The 16,620-nt window shown below is 54.5% G+C and carries 13 protein-coding genes and 1 pseudogene; 9 read left to right on the top strand and 5 right to left on the bottom strand.

The window, feature by feature from the left end:
• Nucleotides 1-76: 76 nt before the first annotated feature.
• Nucleotides 77-895 carry a shikimate 5-dehydrogenase gene (locus Electrica_RS00495; RefSeq protein ID WP_100682890.1) on the bottom strand — a complete coding sequence of 273 codons (819 nt, stop codon included), beginning with the start codon at nt 893-895 and terminating at the stop codon, nt 77-79.
• 253 nt (nt 896-1,148) lie between these two features.
• Between Electrica_RS00495 and Electrica_RS00490 the strand changes: the two genes are divergently transcribed.
• Nucleotides 1,149-2,963, top strand: coding sequence for an SgrR family transcriptional regulator (locus tag Electrica_RS00490; protein ID WP_131049314.1), 1,815 nt, complete (start codon nt 1,149-1,151; stop codon nt 2,961-2,963).
• A 735-nt stretch (nt 2,964-3,698) separates the two neighbouring features.
• Here the strand turns inward: Electrica_RS00490 and Electrica_RS00485 are convergent.
• Entirely contained in the window at nt 3,699-4,862 is a 1,164-nt protein-coding gene (locus Electrica_RS00485; RefSeq protein ID WP_141963031.1) for a lipase family protein, read from the bottom strand.
• A gap of 264 nt (nt 4,863-5,126) precedes the next feature.
• Nucleotides 5,127-5,272, bottom strand: a pseudogene (locus tag Electrica_RS28730) (chloride channel protein); the annotation flags it as partial.
• A 230-nt stretch (nt 5,273-5,502) separates the two neighbouring features.
• Between Electrica_RS28730 and Electrica_RS00475 the strand changes: the two are divergent.
• Nucleotides 5,503-6,120 carry a trimeric intracellular cation channel family protein gene (locus Electrica_RS00475; protein WP_141963029.1) on the top strand — a complete coding sequence of 206 codons (618 nt, stop codon included), beginning with the start codon at nt 5,503-5,505 and terminating at the stop codon, nt 6,118-6,120.
• Nucleotides 6,121-6,125: 5 nt separating this feature from the next.
• Here Electrica_RS00475 and ligB read toward each other — a convergent pair whose 3' ends face one another.
• Nucleotides 6,126-7,805, bottom strand: a complete 1,680-nt coding sequence (gene ligB / locus Electrica_RS00470; RefSeq protein ID WP_141963028.1) for an NAD-dependent DNA ligase LigB — start codon at nt 7,803-7,805, stop codon at nt 6,126-6,128.
• A 256-nt stretch (nt 7,806-8,061) separates the two neighbouring features.
• Here ligB and gmk point away from each other — a divergent pair, with 256 nt between their 5' ends.
• From gmk to fpr, 7 genes are all read left to right on the top strand, one after another.
• A complete protein-coding gene (gene gmk, locus Electrica_RS00465; RefSeq protein WP_141963026.1) occupies nt 8,062-8,685 on the top strand; it encodes a guanylate kinase in 624 nt (207 codons plus the stop codon).
• A 54-nt stretch (nt 8,686-8,739) separates the two neighbouring features.
• The gene (gene rpoZ, locus Electrica_RS00460; protein ID WP_006817787.1) at nt 8,740-9,015 is read left to right on the top strand and encodes a DNA-directed RNA polymerase subunit omega; all 276 of its coding nucleotides are present in this window, start codon (nt 8,740-8,742) and stop codon (nt 9,013-9,015) included.
• Between the two features lie 18 nt (nt 9,016-9,033).
• On the top strand, nt 9,034-11,154 hold the full coding sequence (gene spoT, locus Electrica_RS00455) for a bifunctional GTP diphosphokinase/guanosine-3',5'-bis pyrophosphate 3'-pyrophosphohydrolase (protein WP_100682885.1): 2,121 nt from the start codon (nt 9,034-9,036) through the stop codon (nt 11,152-11,154).
• 163 nt (nt 11,155-11,317) lie between these two features.
• Nucleotides 11,318-12,079, top strand: a complete 762-nt coding sequence (gene trmH / locus Electrica_RS00450) for a tRNA (guanosine(18)-2'-O)-methyltransferase TrmH (protein ID WP_131049312.1) — start codon at nt 11,318-11,320, stop codon at nt 12,077-12,079.
• Nucleotides 12,080-14,161, top strand: coding sequence for an ATP-dependent DNA helicase RecG (recG, locus tag Electrica_RS00445; protein WP_100682883.1), 2,082 nt, complete (start codon nt 12,080-12,082; stop codon nt 14,159-14,161).
• A gap of 67 nt (nt 14,162-14,228) precedes the next feature.
• Nucleotides 14,229-15,239, top strand: a complete 1,011-nt coding sequence (gene glpX / locus Electrica_RS00440; RefSeq protein WP_100682882.1) for a class II fructose-bisphosphatase — start codon at nt 14,229-14,231, stop codon at nt 15,237-15,239.
• Between the two features lie 173 nt (nt 15,240-15,412).
• Nucleotides 15,413-16,159, top strand: coding sequence for a ferredoxin--NADP(+) reductase (gene fpr / locus Electrica_RS00435; RefSeq protein ID WP_142255826.1), 747 nt, complete (start codon nt 15,413-15,415; stop codon nt 16,157-16,159).
• On the opposite strand, the gene Electrica_RS00430 is transcribed toward fpr, so the two are convergent.
• A complete protein-coding gene (locus Electrica_RS00430) occupies nt 16,160-16,588 on the bottom strand; it encodes a DUF805 domain-containing protein (RefSeq protein ID WP_100682880.1) in 429 nt (142 codons plus the stop codon).
• Nucleotides 16,589-16,620 lie beyond the last annotated feature (32 nt).

Below are 16,620 nucleotides of genomic sequence, written 5' to 3'. Positions count from 1 at the left end.
TTTTCGATGATTCTATTAAGGATTAAGGCTTTTTTTATTGCTTTATCGTCACAGGGAAATAGTGTTATTTCATTATTTATTGTCGGGAATATGCGGCGGCCTGACGGAATAACTCCTTGTCGGGCCGAATCCCCGTGTACAAGGCAAATTGTTCTACCGCCTGAATAGCAAATACTTCGGAACCGGTTATAACGACTTTATTTTTTGCTCTGGCGTATTGTATCAGCGGTGTTTGTTCCGGCATTGCGACCACATCGAATATAATGTCGGCTGCATCGACTTCGTCTGGGGTATAAGACATTTTGTCGGCGTCTTCGCTGCCGGTCATGCCAATCGGCGTTGCGTTAATCAATAACCCTGGCTGTAACCCTTCCATATCCGGACGCCATTCATAACCACATAATTCAGCCAGACTGCGGCCACTCTCTTCGTCAATCGCGACGATATATCCTTTTTTGAATCCAGTATCTCGCAGAGCACAAGCCACTGCTTTGGCCATTCCACCACTACCGCGCAGCGCGAAGACCAGACTGGTTGGCACCCGAAATTGCCTTAGCAACGTGGTGATAGCAATATAATCCGTGTTATAGGCTTTCAGATAACCGTGAGTATTCACAATGGTATTCACTGAATTAATGGCTTTAGCAGACGCGTCTAATTCATCCACAAGGGCGATACAGTCCTGTTTAAACGGCATGGAGATGGCGCAACCGCGAATACCCAGAGCCCGAACGCCGGCGATAGCACTCGCCAAATCGGTGGTGGTAAACGCTTTGTAGAGATAATCAAGTCCCAGGGCGTCATACAGATAATTATGAAAACGCGTCCCGAAATTACTGGGTCTTGCGGCGAGAGACATGCAGACAGTAGTGTCTTTATTCAGATGTAGGGTCATTTCATATTCCTGAGCTAAAGTAGTTCGCCACTTTTACCGGCACAGCGGTGAAAAGTATCGGTGATTGCGAAACTAAACCATGTCCATCGGTTCAGTAACCATCTGATGCATCCGGCTCCGATATGTGTCCTGGCAGCAGGGTACATCCATTATTTGTGGCATCTCGATCAGTATTCCTTGCTGTCGAAAAAATAATGGACTAAAACGATGAGATTAAAAATTGCTGTCTTTTTCCCTTTAAGGTTCCTCTTTTATGTATGGTCAACGGCTTGAACATCAGTATTTACGCCTGCTGACTCTGTTTCCCCACAGAGAAGAGAACATCACGCTACAGGGCCTGGCGGATAAGCTCTGTTGCAGCAAGCGCCACATGCGTTCACTGCTGGTCGATATGCAAGCCCGTCATTGGCTGGAGTGGCATGCCAGTCCGGGACGTGGCCATCAAGCCCGGCTACGGCTGTTGTGCAGCGAACAGCAATTGCGGATGGAAAAAGCTGAACATCTGTTGAAATCCGGTAACTTTGGTGCTGCTCTTGAGCTACTTGGGGCTGAAAAGCACCTCATCGCACCGTTGCTGCGGGCCAGATTAGGATATAACATCCGTGATGATTACCAGTCGTTACGTATTCCCTATTATCGCACTATGCCCAATCTCTATCCGGGTACGCCACTTCGTCGTTCGGAACTCCATCTGGTCAGACAAATATTTAATGGACTCACCCGTATTAATGACGAAAGTGGGGTAGTTGAAAAAGATCTGGCCCATTACTGGCGCATGCTTGATCCTTTGCACTGGCGCTTTTTCTTGAGGCCTGGCGTGCGATTTCACGATGGACGTGAGCTCACCAGCCAGGATGTGGTGGTCTCATTAACCCGCTGTGCTCAATTGCCGCTGTTTTCACATCTAAAAAAAATTGATGAGCATGGTGTATTAAGCGTCACTATTGAACTGACCCAACCGGATCATTTATTGCCGCAACTATTAGCCGATCCGGCAGCCATGATTTTACCTGCCGACCACGCTATACGGGATAATTTTGCTGCCCAACCTGTCGGCACCGGCCCCTATATGGTTTGTGAGAATGATGAATGGCATTTACTTATGCGGGCTTTTGATCATTATTTTGGTTTCCGGGGGTTACTTGATGAGATCGAGGTGATTGTATGGCCTGACCTGGGGCAGCCCGCTAACCGGGAACATCTGACGAGCGATGCTGTCTCCCGGCCGTCCGTGGGAAATGACACAGGTGGTGGACCAATCCTGGATGTGAGCTCGTCCGCCTGGTTAAGCTCCAGTATCAGTGACATCGACTTCGCCTCTGGTCTCGCGGTGGGTTTAACAGGGAAACCTTCTGATTTATTCCAGGAAATGTTTCTTGAGCGGGGCGGGTATTTTTTACTGTGTGACAGTCGCTCACCCCATTGGGGCGCTCTGGAGCGCAGGCGCTGGATCAGAGAAAAACTAAATCCCTATTCGCTGGCCCAACGACTGGATGAAAAGATCCGTCCCTTTTGGGTGCCTACCGGGAGCTTGCTACCGACCTGGTTCCACTGTATGGACAATGGCCCGACTCTGATGCCTTTTGCCACCGGGACGGATAGTCCCGCATTGAGGTTACGTCTCGCATATCATCAACAGCATCCGGAATATCCGATGCTGGCTGCTGAAATGAAAAAAATGCTGGCTGTTGAGGGGATCCACTTAGATATCATACAACTGGACTATGATCGCTGGGCCAGAGGAGAAGCAGAGGCCGATCTCTGGCTGGGTACGGTAAATTTTGCTGTACCGGAAACCTGGAATGTGGGTGTGTGGCTGCTGGGGATGCCATTATTAAAACATTCAATATCAGGTGGGGATACTCCGTTGTTCAATGACTGGTTACAGCACTGGCGTGCCGGGGTGCTCGATTCTGAACAATTGATGCAGAATGTAGTCAGTAAAGGATGGCTGCAACCTTTATTCCATCACTGGATGCGACTGAAAGGACCAGACCAGGCTGTGGGCATTCATCTGAATAATCTGGGCTGGTTTGATTTCAGTACTACCTGGATGGAGCCAGAATAAAAATGGAAAAAATTTTTACCCAACGGTAACGATGCCCTCCTGACGTATCAGTCCCACGTTCAGCGTAGTGCAGAATTCAGTAATACTTCATGGGATTACTCCTCATCTGTTAATCCCATCTGAAATGGGTTGTGATGAATAAAATCCCTGTTTAACCCTGACAGATCATTACGCCGGCATTTTTCACAAAGTCATCCTGATTCTCTCGCTCTCTGCAGGCGCATGCAGAATATTTATTCCAGGCAAATTTTATCTCTTTTTACCGATATTGCCATGCGCCCCGTTCTTTGCCGTCAATTATTTCTATCGTTTGTATCGGCCAACGAAAATCAGATAGTCGTTCAACCTGTTTATGACGCCAATTTTTTCCACTAATTTCTGTTTTACGTCTTCCGATAGCCAGCGGCGACGGATATCGCTCACTCAGGAAAGTAATGATTTCTTCCTCTGATAAACTGTCCAAAAAAGGTAATTATAAAAAATTCACTTAAATCAAATACAATAAAATACAACTCAACATCTGATCCAGCTACCGTCGAAAAATCAGGAAGCCCGTGTCATAGCGAACTTTTTCTGCTGATCCGGGCTCCCCATGCCTTGCCACACGAGGGAAGAGTATCCTGAGCATGGCAGCTCTCACAAAAGAGGGCTGCGGTTTATTTATCGGCGAGGCTGGCAGATAAGAATAGCTATTTTGATATCAGCCACTGCCCGTCATATTCTTCTCACCAACATCTAATTTATATGATGGTGCTTTTCCTTTAGTACATTCAGGACAAAAGGCAGCGAATTACGCAATGATGGGTTAACGGTTCCGCTATGATCCAACCCTTGATAAACATGAACCTCCGCCTGTGTCCCTGCCTGTTTTACCGCTCTGGCAAAACGTTCCTGCATCATGGTAGGGACATTCACATCAACACTACCCATCCCAATAAAGACCGGATGGTCAATCCTGAGCGTCGGGTAAATCATAGCGTCAATACTGGTTTCAAGCAGTGACTCAACGGCTGGTTTCAGCGAATTCCCGGCATTGAGTCCTTGCTCCATCACCTGCTCTGTTAGTGCCGTGATGCACAAATGATTAGCCTGTTCGAGTACCGGTAGCGCCTTATCCTGGAAATAATCAGAGGATTTTAACTCCGGATGCAGATCCGCTGCCGACAAAAAGATATAGAACAGATAAGGAATTTTTGGATCGCCCCCCTGCACCGCTTTACCATCAACGGAATGCAGAATATCGCTCGCCTTCGTGCCTTTGGAAAAATAGGGTGTACCTGTGAGTATCGTTGCGCGGATATTAAGGTCAGGCGCGTACTGTGGCTGATACCCTGCCGCTGAAAACGCCGCATGTGCCCCCTGAGATTGCCCCACAAGAATAATTTCGTTCTTCAATGGAAATTCTTTGAGAGACTCGCGAACGCCATCGAGAATGCTCCAGGCTTCTCCTCTGGCATTAAGATAATGGTGTAATCCGCTGGAGCCCAGTCCTGGATAATCGGGCGCCACAATAGCAAAACCCAGTGACAGCCAGGTATTAAGATACTGTTTATCCCGAACGCTGCGCACATTTAATGAAGGGGCGCAGGCATTAGCCACACCAACGGTTCCGTGGGCCCACACGACAACAGGCCATCCCCCTTCCGGAGTTGAACCGAATGGAATAAACACCGCAGCGGTATCAGTGCGAATCGTCTTCCCATCCACTCCACTGACTGATTTATAATGCAGCAAATACTGCTGAGCCGCTTCGCTTAACCCATGATCTGCCGCCAGAACAGAGACAATATCGGATTTAGCAGTCGTTTTCTGTTCCGCCATCGCAGGTAAAGAACTCATGGCAAAAAACATTAATGCAGATGTAGCGGAAGCCAGATATCTCGAGAGTGAATGATTCATAACGTCCTGTTCCTGTTAATCACTAGTGCTTGAGCGCTTTAGTGTAAATGCCGAAAGCTTAATATTAGCTTAATGAAACTGGCGATCCTGATTTCAACCTGTTGATCATGGCGGATCGCCAGTAACGACCAATAACGTTGTAATCCTGTCGCTCAAAACTCCCTGAGCACTACCGTTTAAAAGGACGGATTCTCCGTCCATTGTCATTTGCACATATCGCGCAGAAAAAATACTTTCTATCCAGTGCCCTACAGGCGATAAATGCCCCCGCAACACAACCAGGATAACAACAATTTTAACACCAGCAGCATTACCACCGTATGCCAGCCCAGACCATCGCTGGTAGCCAACTGCATCGGACCTTTACCGTTGCCGGGAAGCTGGGGACAATAAAATGATAAAGCCCGGAGGTTAAATATTGAGTATTAATAGCGCATTGAATAAAACTCGCCAGGGAATAGAAATCATTATTTTTTCTAATGAATGAAGATGAAAAATTTAGAAAAAAACCTTTTATATCTGATATGAAGAGATTAAATTCATTACTTTATCTTGGTCAAAATGACTCACCTTAGAAAATTTCAATCGTGATCTGTCGCACAAATCGCTAATCTCCGCGCCATCATCCGGGAGATCTTCTATGCTGCTTCATATTCTTTATCTTATCGGTATTACGGCAGAGGCTATGACTGGCGCTCTGGCAGCCGGGCGCCGCCGCATGGACACCTTTGGCGTCATCATTATTGCTACCGCCACCGCGCTGGGCGGCGGCTCAGTCCGGGATATCCTGCTGGGCCACTACCCTCTGGGCTGGGTAAAGCATCCGGAATACGTCATTATCGTTGCCGTCGCGGCAGTGTTAACGACCATTGCTGCGCCGGTCATGCCCCATCTGCGCCGTCTGTTCCTGGTCCTGGATGCCCTGGGTCTGGTGGTGTTCTCCATTATCGGCGCGCAAATCGCGCTGGATATGGGAGAAGGGCCGGTGATCACCTCCATCGCCGCAGTGATTACCGGCGTATTTGGCGGCGTACTGCGGGACATGTTCTGTAAGCGCATCCCGTTGGTTTTCCAGAAGGAGCTGTATGCCGGCATTTCGTTTGCGGCCGCTATTCTCTATATTGCCCTGCAGCATTACGTCAGTAGCCACGATGTGGTGGTTGTCTCCACCTTGCTGTTTGGCTTTACCGCTCGCCTGCTGGCACTGCGCTGGAAGCTGGGGCTGCCCGTCTTTCACTACAACCATAACGCCCACTGATCCCCTCAAAACCCGGGTATATGTTGCCCGCTGAGCCACTGCGCCAGCGCGGCAACATCCGGGTGCCGGAGAAAGGCAACCAGCCGTCTCGCTCTCCCGGCCCCCATGCCCGGCAGACGCTGCCACTGTTCCTCGGTACGTTCTTGTAGCTGCTGCCAGTTTTCCCCCGCCAGGCCAGCAAGCGCCACCCGGGGTATCGGTACGCCAATCGCCTGGATCCAGCGCAAAAAAGGCCGCTCGCGCGCCAGATTAAACTGGTGCCACAGCCGCTGCCCTCGCCCGGAGGTTATCCCCGGAATCTCCTGCAACTGCGCTGGCGTTAATGCCAGCCACGAGAACAGGTGATCCAGCGGCCGCGCATCTTGTAGCGTGCGCCACACTGACTCGCCCACGCCATCAAGATTCAGAATCGGTTTTGACGACAGCCAGATAAGCCGTGAGAGAAACTGCGCATCACACCCCGGCGTGACGAAATAGCAGGTCAGCGGGGTAAACCGTTCCGGGGGAGGCTGCGGTTTCGTACGCTGCGCCGACCGCCACACTACGCTGTCGAGGCGCGGAATGCCCTGACCGGCCAGACTGATTTGTAGCTGATCGCCGAGGCCAATATCCAGGCGCCTCCAGCGGGAAACCGACCCGATACTGACTTGCTTAACCCGCTTGTCGTCGAGGCGCTGCGGATCCAGCAGAGCAACGACGGAAATTTTGCCGCTGCGCCCGACCCGAAAGTGGATGCCGCGCACCTCCATTAACCGCGACGCCGGCGGATATTTCCATGCAACGACCCATTCACCCTGCCCAGGCGACCACAATCGCCCGGCAGGCTCCTGACTACGGCGGACGACCACGCCATCGGTAGCAAAAGGCAGAGGCGAGGTTAGCCAGCGCTCTCGCCACTGTGCCACCTGCTGCACATCCGTAACAGGCTGGGTAAAATATGCGCTGTGGATAAATCCACTCTTGCGCAACAGGGCCAGTCGCTGGCCCATGTCCTGAGGGCCATCTGGCCATGCCCAGATAAAAATCCCCAACTCCGCGAGCTGCGCCGGGGTATCGAGGCGCAGCAGAGCACCAGCCACTTTCGCCCGGGCATTCATTCCTCCCATCTGCTTCTGCACATGCCCGTCGCGCTGCAGGAAAAGCTCCCCCTGCAGCACGCTGTTCGCCAGTTCCCCCTCCGTTACCTTAGGCACTGCGGGAATCTGCTGTACCTTTGCGGTCCACGCCTCCCCGGCTCGCCCATCTCCCCGACTAATGGCCTGTACCAGCCGCCCGCGACGATACACCAGCGTCACGGCGACACCGTCCACCTTCGGCTGCACCCAGAGATCCTTTTTACCGTGCATCCACCGCGCAACATCCGATTTATCGGCCAGTTTACGCACGCCGGTATGGGCGACCGGATGCCTGACCTCTCCGCTTGCAGGCGGCACATCATCGCTATCTGCGGGCGATACCAGCGAAAAACAGCGCCGCCACTGCATGAGTCGCGCCGAAAGCTGGTCGTATACCTCATCACTGACCCCGCTACTTCCCTGTCGCCAGTACGCATTGTTCCAGGCAGTCACCTGTTGGTTCAGACGATATACCTCCTGAATGGCCTGCGCCTGCGGCCATTCAGGACAGGCAGCCTGCCCGTATCCAGCCACCGCCCACGTGCCAATCACCCAGACCCATTTATGCATGACTCCACCTCCTGTTTACCCACGAACATTCTGCAGGAAGGCGGTTTTTTTCGGCGACGACGGATTTATCACGCTGCGATCGGGCTTCCGGACTTTGTCTGTCTTCTGCGCATTACACGACGAAATCAGGGAAACGGCTGGCAAAATGAAAGAAACAGAAGCAAAAAGTGTGACAGGGACTGCGTCACGGTGCGGCGCCGTGTATAATAGGCTCGTATGTAGTATCTCTTTCGACAATCACATACAAAAGACTCTCATGGCTCAAGGCACGCTTTATATTGTTTCCGCCCCAAGTGGCGCGGGTAAATCCAGCCTGATTCAGGCTTTATTGAAAACCCAACCGCTGTACGACACCCAGGTCTCTGTTTCACATACCACGCGCGCGCCGCGTCCGGGTGAAGTGCACGGCGAACACTATTTCTTTGTTAATCACGACGATTTCAGAGCGATGATTAGCAGAGACGCATTCCTTGAGCACGCGGAAGTTTTTGGCAACTATTACGGCACCTCGCGCGAAACCATCGCGCAGGTACTGGCAACCGGCGTCGATGTCTTCCTCGATATCGACTGGCAGGGCGCTCAGCAAATCCGTCAAAAAATGCCTGGCGCGCGCAGTATCTTTATTCTGCCGCCGTCAAAAGATGAGCTTGACCGTCGCCTGCGTGGCCGCGGCCAGGACAGCGAAGAGGTGATCGCAAAACGTATGGCTCAGGCTGTTGCAGAAATGAGCCATTACGCGGAATATGATTACCTTATTGTGAATGATGATTTTGATACCGCGCTGAGCGATCTGAAAAACATTATTCGCGCCGAACGTCTGCGCATGAGCCGCCAAAAGCAGCGACATGGCGCTTTAATCACCAAACTGTTGGCAGACTGAACCCACATTCAGTATCATGCCCAGTCATTTCTTCATCTGTGGAGCATTTTAAGTATGGCACGCGTAACTGTTCAGGACGCTGTAGAGAAAATTGGTAACCGTTTTGACCTGGTACTGGTCGCCGCGCGTCGCGCTCGTCAGATGCAGGTTGGCGGAAAAGATCCGCTGGTAGCGGAAGAAAACGATAAAACTACCGTTATTGCGCTGCGCGAAATCGAAGAAGGTCTGATCAACAACCAGATCCTCGACGTTCGCGATCGTCAAGAACAGCAAGAGCAGGAAGCCGCTGAATTACAAGCCGTTACCGCTATTGCTGAAGGCCGTCGTTAATCACGCAGTGGGTAGCCCTTGTATCTGTTTGAAAGCCTGAATCAGCTGATTCAAAATTACCTGCCGGAAGAGCAAATTAAGCGTCTTCGGCAGGCATATCTCGTTGCACGTGACGCTCACGAGGGCCAGACACGTTCAAGCGGCGAACCCTATATCACGCACCCGGTAGCGGTAGCCTGCATTCTGGCCGAGATGAAACTCGACCATGAAACGCTGATGGCTGCGCTACTGCATGACGTGATTGAAGATACCCCTGCCACCTACCAGGATATGGAGCAGCTCTTTGGCAAAAGCGTTGCTGAGCTGGTAGAGGGGGTATCGAAGCTTGATAAGCTCAACTTCCGCGATAAGAAAGAGGCGCAGGCCGAAAACTTTCGCAAAATGATTATGGCGATGGTGCAGGATATCCGCGTCATCCTGATCAAACTTGCCGACCGCACGCACAACATGCGCACGCTGGGCTCGCTTCGCCCGGATAAACGCCGCCGCATTGCCCGCGAAACGCTGGAGATCTACAGCCCGCTGGCCCACCGTTTAGGTATTCACCACATCAAAACCGAGCTCGAAGAGCTGGGCTTTGAAGCGCTGTATCCTAACCGCTATCGCGTCATCAAAGAAGTCGTCAAAGCGGCGCGCGGCAACCGTAAAGAGATGATTCAAAAGATCCTCTCTGAAATCGAAGGACGTTTACAGGAAGCGGGAATCCCCTGTCGCGTCAGCGGTCGCGAGAAGCATCTGTACTCCATCTACTGCAAGATGGTGCTGAAAGAGCAGCGTTTTCACTCGATTATGGATATCTACGCCTTTCGCGTGATTGTGCAGGATTCTGACACCTGCTACCGCGTGCTTGGCCAGATGCACAGCCTTTACAAGCCTCGTCCTGGCCGGATGAAAGATTACATCGCCATTCCCAAGGCGAACGGTTATCAATCTTTGCACACCTCGATGATCGGCCCGCACGGCGTCCCGGTTGAAGTACAAATTCGTACCGAAGACATGGACCAGATGGCGGAAATGGGGGTTGCGGCGCACTGGGCCTATAAAGAGCACGGCGGCGAAAGCAGCACCACCGCGCAAATCCGCGCCCAGCGCTGGATGCAGAGCCTGCTGGAGTTGCAGCAAAGCGCAGGCAGTTCGTTTGAATTTATCGAGAGCGTCAAATCCGATCTGTTCCCGGATGAGATTTACGTTTTCACCCCGGAAGGGCGTATTGTCGAACTCCCCGCTGGCGCCACGCCGGTGGACTTCGCCTACGCGGTGCATACCGATATCGGCCATGCCTGCGTCGGCGCGCGCGTCGACCGCCAGCCGTACCCCTTGTCGCAGTCGCTTTCCAGCGGCCAGACGGTGGAAATCATCACCGCGCCGGGCGCACGTCCGAATGCCGCGTGGCTGAACTTTGTCGTCAGCTCAAAAGCGCGCGCCAAAATTCGCCAGCTGTTGAAAAACCTTAAGCGCGATGACTCCGTCAGCCTGGGCCGCCGTCTGCTCAACCATGCCCTCGGCGGCAGCCGTAAACTGGCTGAAATCCCGCAGGAGAGCATTCAGCGCGAACTGGAACGCATGAAGCTGGCCAGCCTTGACGATCTGCTGGCGGAAATTGGCCTCGGCAACGCAATGAGCGTCGTGGTAGCCAAAAACCTGCAACAAGGCGAAACCGTCGCCGCCACGACGCAAGGCGCCTCTTCAGGTCACGGTCATCTGCCGATTAAGGGCGCTGACGGCGTTCTGATTACCTTTGCGAAGTGCTGCCGTCCGATTCCCGGCGACCCGATTATCGCCCACGTCAGCCCCGGCAAGGGCCTGGTCATTCACCATGAGTCCTGCCGTAACATTCGTGGCTATCAGAAAGAGCCAGAGAAGTTTATGGCCGTCGAGTGGGATAAAGAGACCGCCCAGGAATTTATCACCGAAATTAAGGTGGATATGTTTAACCACCAGGGTGCGCTGGCGAACCTCACCGCGGCCATTAATACCGCCTCTTCCAATATTCAGAATCTGACTACCGAAGAAAAAGATGGTCGCGTGTACAGCGCGTTTATCCGCCTGACGGCGCGCGATCGCGTGCATCTGGCGAATATTATGCGCAAAATTCGCGTTATGCCGGATGTCATAAAAGTCACCCGTAACCGAAACTAGCTCTGTGCACGAAATCATTCGCGTTTTGCGCCGCACGGGTACCGGCCCAGAAGGGCCGGGCAGTCACGCGGCCAGCGAATGAATTACCCGGCTCGTACAGGAGTAGGTAACCGGGGGTAATGAGTACGGCTAACGCCGAGGCAATTTGAAGGATGACGTGTTTATGAATCCACAGCGTTATGCGCGTATCTGCGAGATGCTCGCCAGGCGCCAGCCTGACCTGACGGTCTGCATGGAGCAGGTCCATAAACCTCATAACGTCTCTGCGGTGATTCGTACCGCAGACGCCGTTGGCGTGCACGAAGTCCACGCCATCTGGCCCAGTAACCACATGCGCACGATGGTCTCTGCCGCCGCTGGCAGTAACAGCTGGGTTCAGGTGAGAACCCACCGCTCGATTGGCGATGCCGTCAGCCATTTAAAGGGCCAGGGCATGCAGATCCTGGCTACCCATCTCTCTGATAAAGCCGTCGATTTCCGTGAAATCGACTATACCCGCCCTACCTGCATCCTGATGGGACAGGAAAAAACCGGTATTACTCAGGAAGCGCTGGCGCTGGCCGATCGGGAGATCATCATTCCGATGACTGGCATGGTGCAGTCGCTGAATGTCTCCGTCGCCTCGGCTCTGATTCTGTATGAAGCCCAGCGCCAGCGGCAAAATGCGGGGATGTATCAGCGTGAGAACAGCATGCTGCCGCAAGAAGAGCAGCAGCGCCTGCTGTTTGAAGGCGGGTACCCGGTACTGGCCAGAGTGGCAAAACAAAAAGGTCTGCCTTACCCCTACGTGAATGCGCAGGGCGAAGTCGAAGCCGATGACGCATGGTGGGCAACCATGCAGGCTTCCGGTTCCGCTCACAGCAGCTCGCGCGACAACCGCGCAGGCGCTGGCCAGACAAGACGCAGTCTGAAGGATGAAGGGTAAATGTCCGGTCGCCTGTTAGACGCGGTCCCGCTCAATTCGCTCACCGGCGTTGGGGCGGCACAAAGCAACAAACTGGCGAAAATCGGCCTGCATACCGTGCAGGATCTCCTTCTGCACCTGCCGCTACGCTATGAGGACCGCACCCATCTTTATCAGATAGGCGATCTGCTACCGGGCGTTTACGCCACCGTTGAAGGTGAAGTTCTCAGTAGCAACATCACCTTCGGCGGCCGCCGAATGATGACCTGCCAGATCAGCGACGGCTCCGGTATTCTCACCATGCGCTTTTTCAACTTCAATGCCGCCATGAAAAACAGCCTGGCGACCGGCCGGCGCGTGCTGGCCTACGGAGAAGCCAAACGGGGAAAATACGGGGCGGAGATGATTCACCCGGAATACCGCGTACAGGGTGACATGAGCACACCCGACCTACAGGAAACGCTGACGCCGGTTTATCCCACCACCGAAGGCATCAAGCAGGCGACACTGCGCAAGCTCACCGATCAGGCGCTGGAATTACTGGATACCTGTGCCATCGCCGAGCTGTTGCCGCCCGAACTGGCGCAGGGAATGATGAGCCTGCCGGAGGCGCTACGCACATTACACCGCCCGCCGCCATCGCTGCAGCTCAGCGATCTGGAAAGCGGCAAGCATCCGGCGCAACAGCGCTTAATTCTGGAAGAACTGCTGGCGCATAACCTGAGCATGCTGGCGCTGCGCGCTGGCGCCCAGCGTTATCATGCCCTGGCGCTCAGCGCGAACGACACATTCAAAAACCAGCTGCTGGCCTCCCTGCCCTTTAAGCCGACCGGCGCACAACAGCGAGTCACCGCCGAAATTGAACGCGATATGGCGCTCGATGTGCCGATGATGCGTCTGGTGCAGGGCGACGTCGGCTCAGGTAAAACGCTGGTTGCCGCCCTCGCAGCGCTGCGGGCTATTGCTCACGGCAAGCAGGTGGCGCTGATGGCGCCGACCGAACTGCTGGCGGAGCAACACGCCAATAACTTCCGTCAGTGGTTCGCGCCGCTGGGCATCGAAGTGGGCTGGCTGGCCGGCAAACAGAAAGGGAAAGCCCGCCAGGCGCAGCAGGAGGCCATCGCCAGCGGTCAGGTACAGATGATAGTCGGTACCCACGCCATTTTTCAGGAACAGGTGCAGTTCAACGGCCTGGCGCTGGTGATTATTGATGAGCAGCACCGCTTCGGCGTCCACCAGCGTCTGGCGCTATGGGAAAAAGGCCAGCAGCAGGGCTTCCATCCCCATCAGCTGATCATGACCGCTACCCCGATCCCCCGAACCCTGGCAATGACCGCTTACGCCGACCTTGATACCTCGGTTATCGATGAACTGCCGCCGGGGCGGACGCCGGTCACTACGGTGGCCATCCCCGATACTCGCCGCCACGATATTATTGATAGGGTGCGCAACGCCTGTACTCAGGAAGGGCGCCAGGCCTACTGGGTCTGTACCCTGATTGAAGAGTCCGAGCTGCTGGAGGCGCAGGCGGCAGAAGCGACATGGGAAGAGCTTAAGCTCGCGCTGCCGGAGCTGAATATCGGCCTGGTGCATGGTCGGATGAAACCGGCAGATAAGCAGGCGGTTATGCAGGCCTTTAAGCAGGGCGAACTGCACCTGCTGATCGCCACCACGGTGATTGAAGTTGGGGTAGACGTACCGAATGCCAGCCTGATGATTATCGAAAACCCGGAACGCCTGGGGCTGGCGCAGCTGCACCAGCTCAGAGGACGCGTCGGGCGCGGCGCGGTCGCATCCCACTGCGTACTGCTCTATAAGTCGCCGCTGTCAAAAACGGCGCAGAAACGCCTGCAGGTTCTGCGCGACAGCAACGACGGTTTCGTCATTGCCCAGAAAGACCTGGAAATCCGCGGCCCCGGCGAGCTGCTCGGCACCCGACAAACCGGCACCGCCGAGTTTAAAGTCGCCGATCTGCTGCGCGATCAGGCCATGATCCCGGACGTTCAGCGCATCGCTCGCCATATTCACGAACGTTATTCTCAGCAGGCCCAGGCGCTTATTGAACGCTGGATGCCGGAAACCGAACGCTATTCCAACGCCTAGCACCCGATCTGCCCCGCTGGGTCAGACCCGGACGCTTCGCGCAATTTATCTTCACAACGAGTGGATTATGAAACGAGAACTGGCCATCGAATTTTCCCGTGTCACCGAGGCCGCCGCGCTGGCGGGCTATAAGTGGCTGGGCCGCGGTGATAAAAATACTGCCGACGGCGCCGCCGTCAACGCCATGCGTATTATGCTCAACCTGATTAATATCGATGGCACCATCGTGATTGGCGAAGGTGAAATCGATGAAGCGCCGATGCTGTATATCGGTGAGAAGGTCGGCACCGGCAACGGTGATGCGGTGGATATCGCCGTTGACCCAATCGAAGGAACGCGCATGACGGCCATGGGCCAGGCCAATGCGCTGGCGGTGATGGCAGTCGGCGATAAAGGCTGCTTCCTGAACGCGCCGGACATGTACATGGAAAAACTGATTGTCGGCCCAGGGGCAAAAGGGGCGATTGACCTCAATCTGCCGCTGGCGGAGAACCTGCGTAATATCGCTGCGGCGCTGAATAAACCGCTGGCCGAGCTGACCGTCACCATTCTGGCCAAACCGCGTCATGATGCGGTGATTGCCGAACTCCAGCGGGCGGGCGTTCGCGTCTTCGCCATTCCGGATGGCGATGTAGCGGCGTCGATTCTGACCTGCATGCCGGACAGCGAGGTCGATGTGCTGTACGGCATCGGCGGCGCGCCGGAAGGGGTGGTTTCTGCCGCCGTTATTCGCGCTCTGGACGGCGACATGCAGGGTCGCCTGCTGGCTCGCCACGATGTCAAAGGCGATAGCGCAGAAAACCGTCGTATCGGCGAGAACGAGCTGGCGCGCTGCAAAGAGATGGGCATCGAGGCGGGCAAAGTGCTGCGCCTGGACGAAATGGCCCGCAGCGATAATGTGGTGTTCTCCGCAACCGGTATCACCAAAGGCGATCTGCTGGATGGCATTACCCGTAAAGGCAATATGGCCACCACCGAAACGCTGCTGATTCGCGGTAAATCCCGTACCATTCGCCGCATTCAGTCCATTCATTATCTCGACCGTAAAGACCCGGATATTCAGCTGCATATTCTGTGATTGTTCGCTGGCGCCAGGCCCATGGACGGGCCGAAAACGGATGCCGTCAGCGCACAGGCAATTGAAGTATGACGGGAATATTTGATCAATAGAGCTTTTCGTCGCCGTCAGGCTGGAAATCTTTGCCGCGTACAACGAAGATAGAGCAACGCTTTGCGCAACGGGAGAAGATGATGGCGGACTGGGTTAACGGTAAAGTGAAAAAAATAGAGTTCTGGACCGACACGCTGTTCAGTCTGTACGTCCACGCGCCTGTTCACCCGTTTACCGCCGGGCAATTTACCAAGCTCGGGCTGGAAATTGACGGTGAGCGCGTTCAGCGCGCCTATTCCTACGTTAACGCTCCGGGCAATTCCGATCTGGAGTTCTATCTGGTCACCGTCCCGGACGGTAAGCTCAGCCCGCGCCTTGCGGCGCTCAAACCGGGCGATGACGTTCAGCTGGTCAGCGAAGCCGCAGGCTTTTTCGTCCTCGAAGAGGTGCCGGACTGCGAAACCTTATGGATGCTGGCGACCGGCACCGCGCTCGGCCCGTATCTGTCCATTCTGCAGGAAGGTAAAGACCTCGCGCGCTTCAAAAACCTGGTGCTGATCCACGCCGTGCGCTATGAGGCCGATTTAAGCTACCTGCCGCTGATGCGCGAATTAGAACAGCGCTACGGCGGAAAACTGCGCATCCAGACCGTCGTGAGCCGCGAAACCGCCCCTGGTTCGCTGACCGGGCGGATTCCGTTTCTTATCGAAACCGGCGCCCTCGAGGAGGCCGTTGGCCTGCCGATGAACACCGATAACAGCCACGTGATGCTGTGTGGAAACCCGCAGATGGTGCGTGATACCCAGCAGTTGTTGAAAGAAACCCGGCAGATGACCAAACATCTGCGTCGCCGTCCGGGCCACATGACCGCCGAGCAATACTGGTAATCAGGACTCCGCCTTCCAGCGAACGTCCTGCGTATCTTTACCAAATTTATTCTCGCCCTGGGTGCCGACAAACGCGCCCAGGTCGATGAACATCATGACGATAATCAGCGTTGGCACAAACCGCCCGACCACCCATTGCCAGGCGCCCGGCAGCACCGACCAGTTCCCCGCCAGCAGCATCCACGCCAGAATCATCAGCAGCGCCCAGAGCCCCGATTTGCCGCGATCGTGCAGGCGTTTGATCGTCACCGCCGCCGTCGGCCACAGCAGACACACCAGGATAAATGCGGCAGTCTGCACATTGAGCAAGCTGGTGCCGGCCAGGGTAAAGAGCGCGCTCATGGCGAGGATCCAGATGGCTATCCAGATCCAAAAATCACGGCGCCCGATACGTCCCTTAATTGAGAACATCCACTGCTGTAGGGTCATGTTTTATTCCTTATCATCATCATTCGCGTAGT

This window comes from Klebsiella electrica, from assembly GCF_006711645.1.
Classification (GTDB): Bacteria; Pseudomonadota; Gammaproteobacteria; order Enterobacterales; family Enterobacteriaceae; genus Klebsiella; species Klebsiella electrica.
The sequence above is the reverse complement of the archived record's forward strand: the minus strand, read 5'-3'. Positions and strand labels throughout refer to the sequence as shown.

Coding starts and splice junctions, on each gene's coding strand:
- ligB (WP_141963028.1), bottom strand. CDS start 7,805: ATGCATAAATGGGTCTGGGTGATTGGCACGTGGGCGGTGGCTGGATAC.
- Electrica_RS00475 (WP_141963029.1), top strand. CDS start 5,503: ATGCTGCTTCATATTCTTTATCTTATCGGTATTACGGCAGAGGCTATG.
- gmk (WP_141963026.1), top strand. CDS start 8,062: ATGGCTCAAGGCACGCTTTATATTGTTTCCGCCCCAAGTGGCGCGGGT.
- trmH (WP_131049312.1), top strand. CDS start 11,318: ATGAATCCACAGCGTTATGCGCGTATCTGCGAGATGCTCGCCAGGCGC.
- recG (WP_100682883.1), top strand. CDS start 12,080: ATGTCCGGTCGCCTGTTAGACGCGGTCCCGCTCAATTCGCTCACCGGC.
- rpoZ (WP_006817787.1), top strand. CDS start 8,740: ATGGCACGCGTAACTGTTCAGGACGCTGTAGAGAAAATTGGTAACCGT.
- glpX (WP_100682882.1), top strand. CDS start 14,229: ATGAAACGAGAACTGGCCATCGAATTTTCCCGTGTCACCGAGGCCGCC.
- Electrica_RS00495 (WP_100682890.1), bottom strand. CDS start 895: ATGACCCTACATCTGAATAAAGACACTACTGTCTGCATGTCTCTCGCC.
- fpr (WP_142255826.1), top strand. CDS start 15,413: ATGGCGGACTGGGTTAACGGTAAAGTGAAAAAAATAGAGTTCTGGACC.
- Electrica_RS00490 (WP_131049314.1), top strand. CDS start 1,149: ATGTATGGTCAACGGCTTGAACATCAGTATTTACGCCTGCTGACTCTG.
- Electrica_RS00430 (WP_100682880.1), bottom strand. CDS start 16,588: ATGACCCTACAGCAGTGGATGTTCTCAATTAAGGGACGTATCGGGCGC.
- Electrica_RS00485 (WP_141963031.1), bottom strand. CDS start 4,862: ATGAATCATTCACTCTCGAGATATCTGGCTTCCGCTACATCTGCATTA.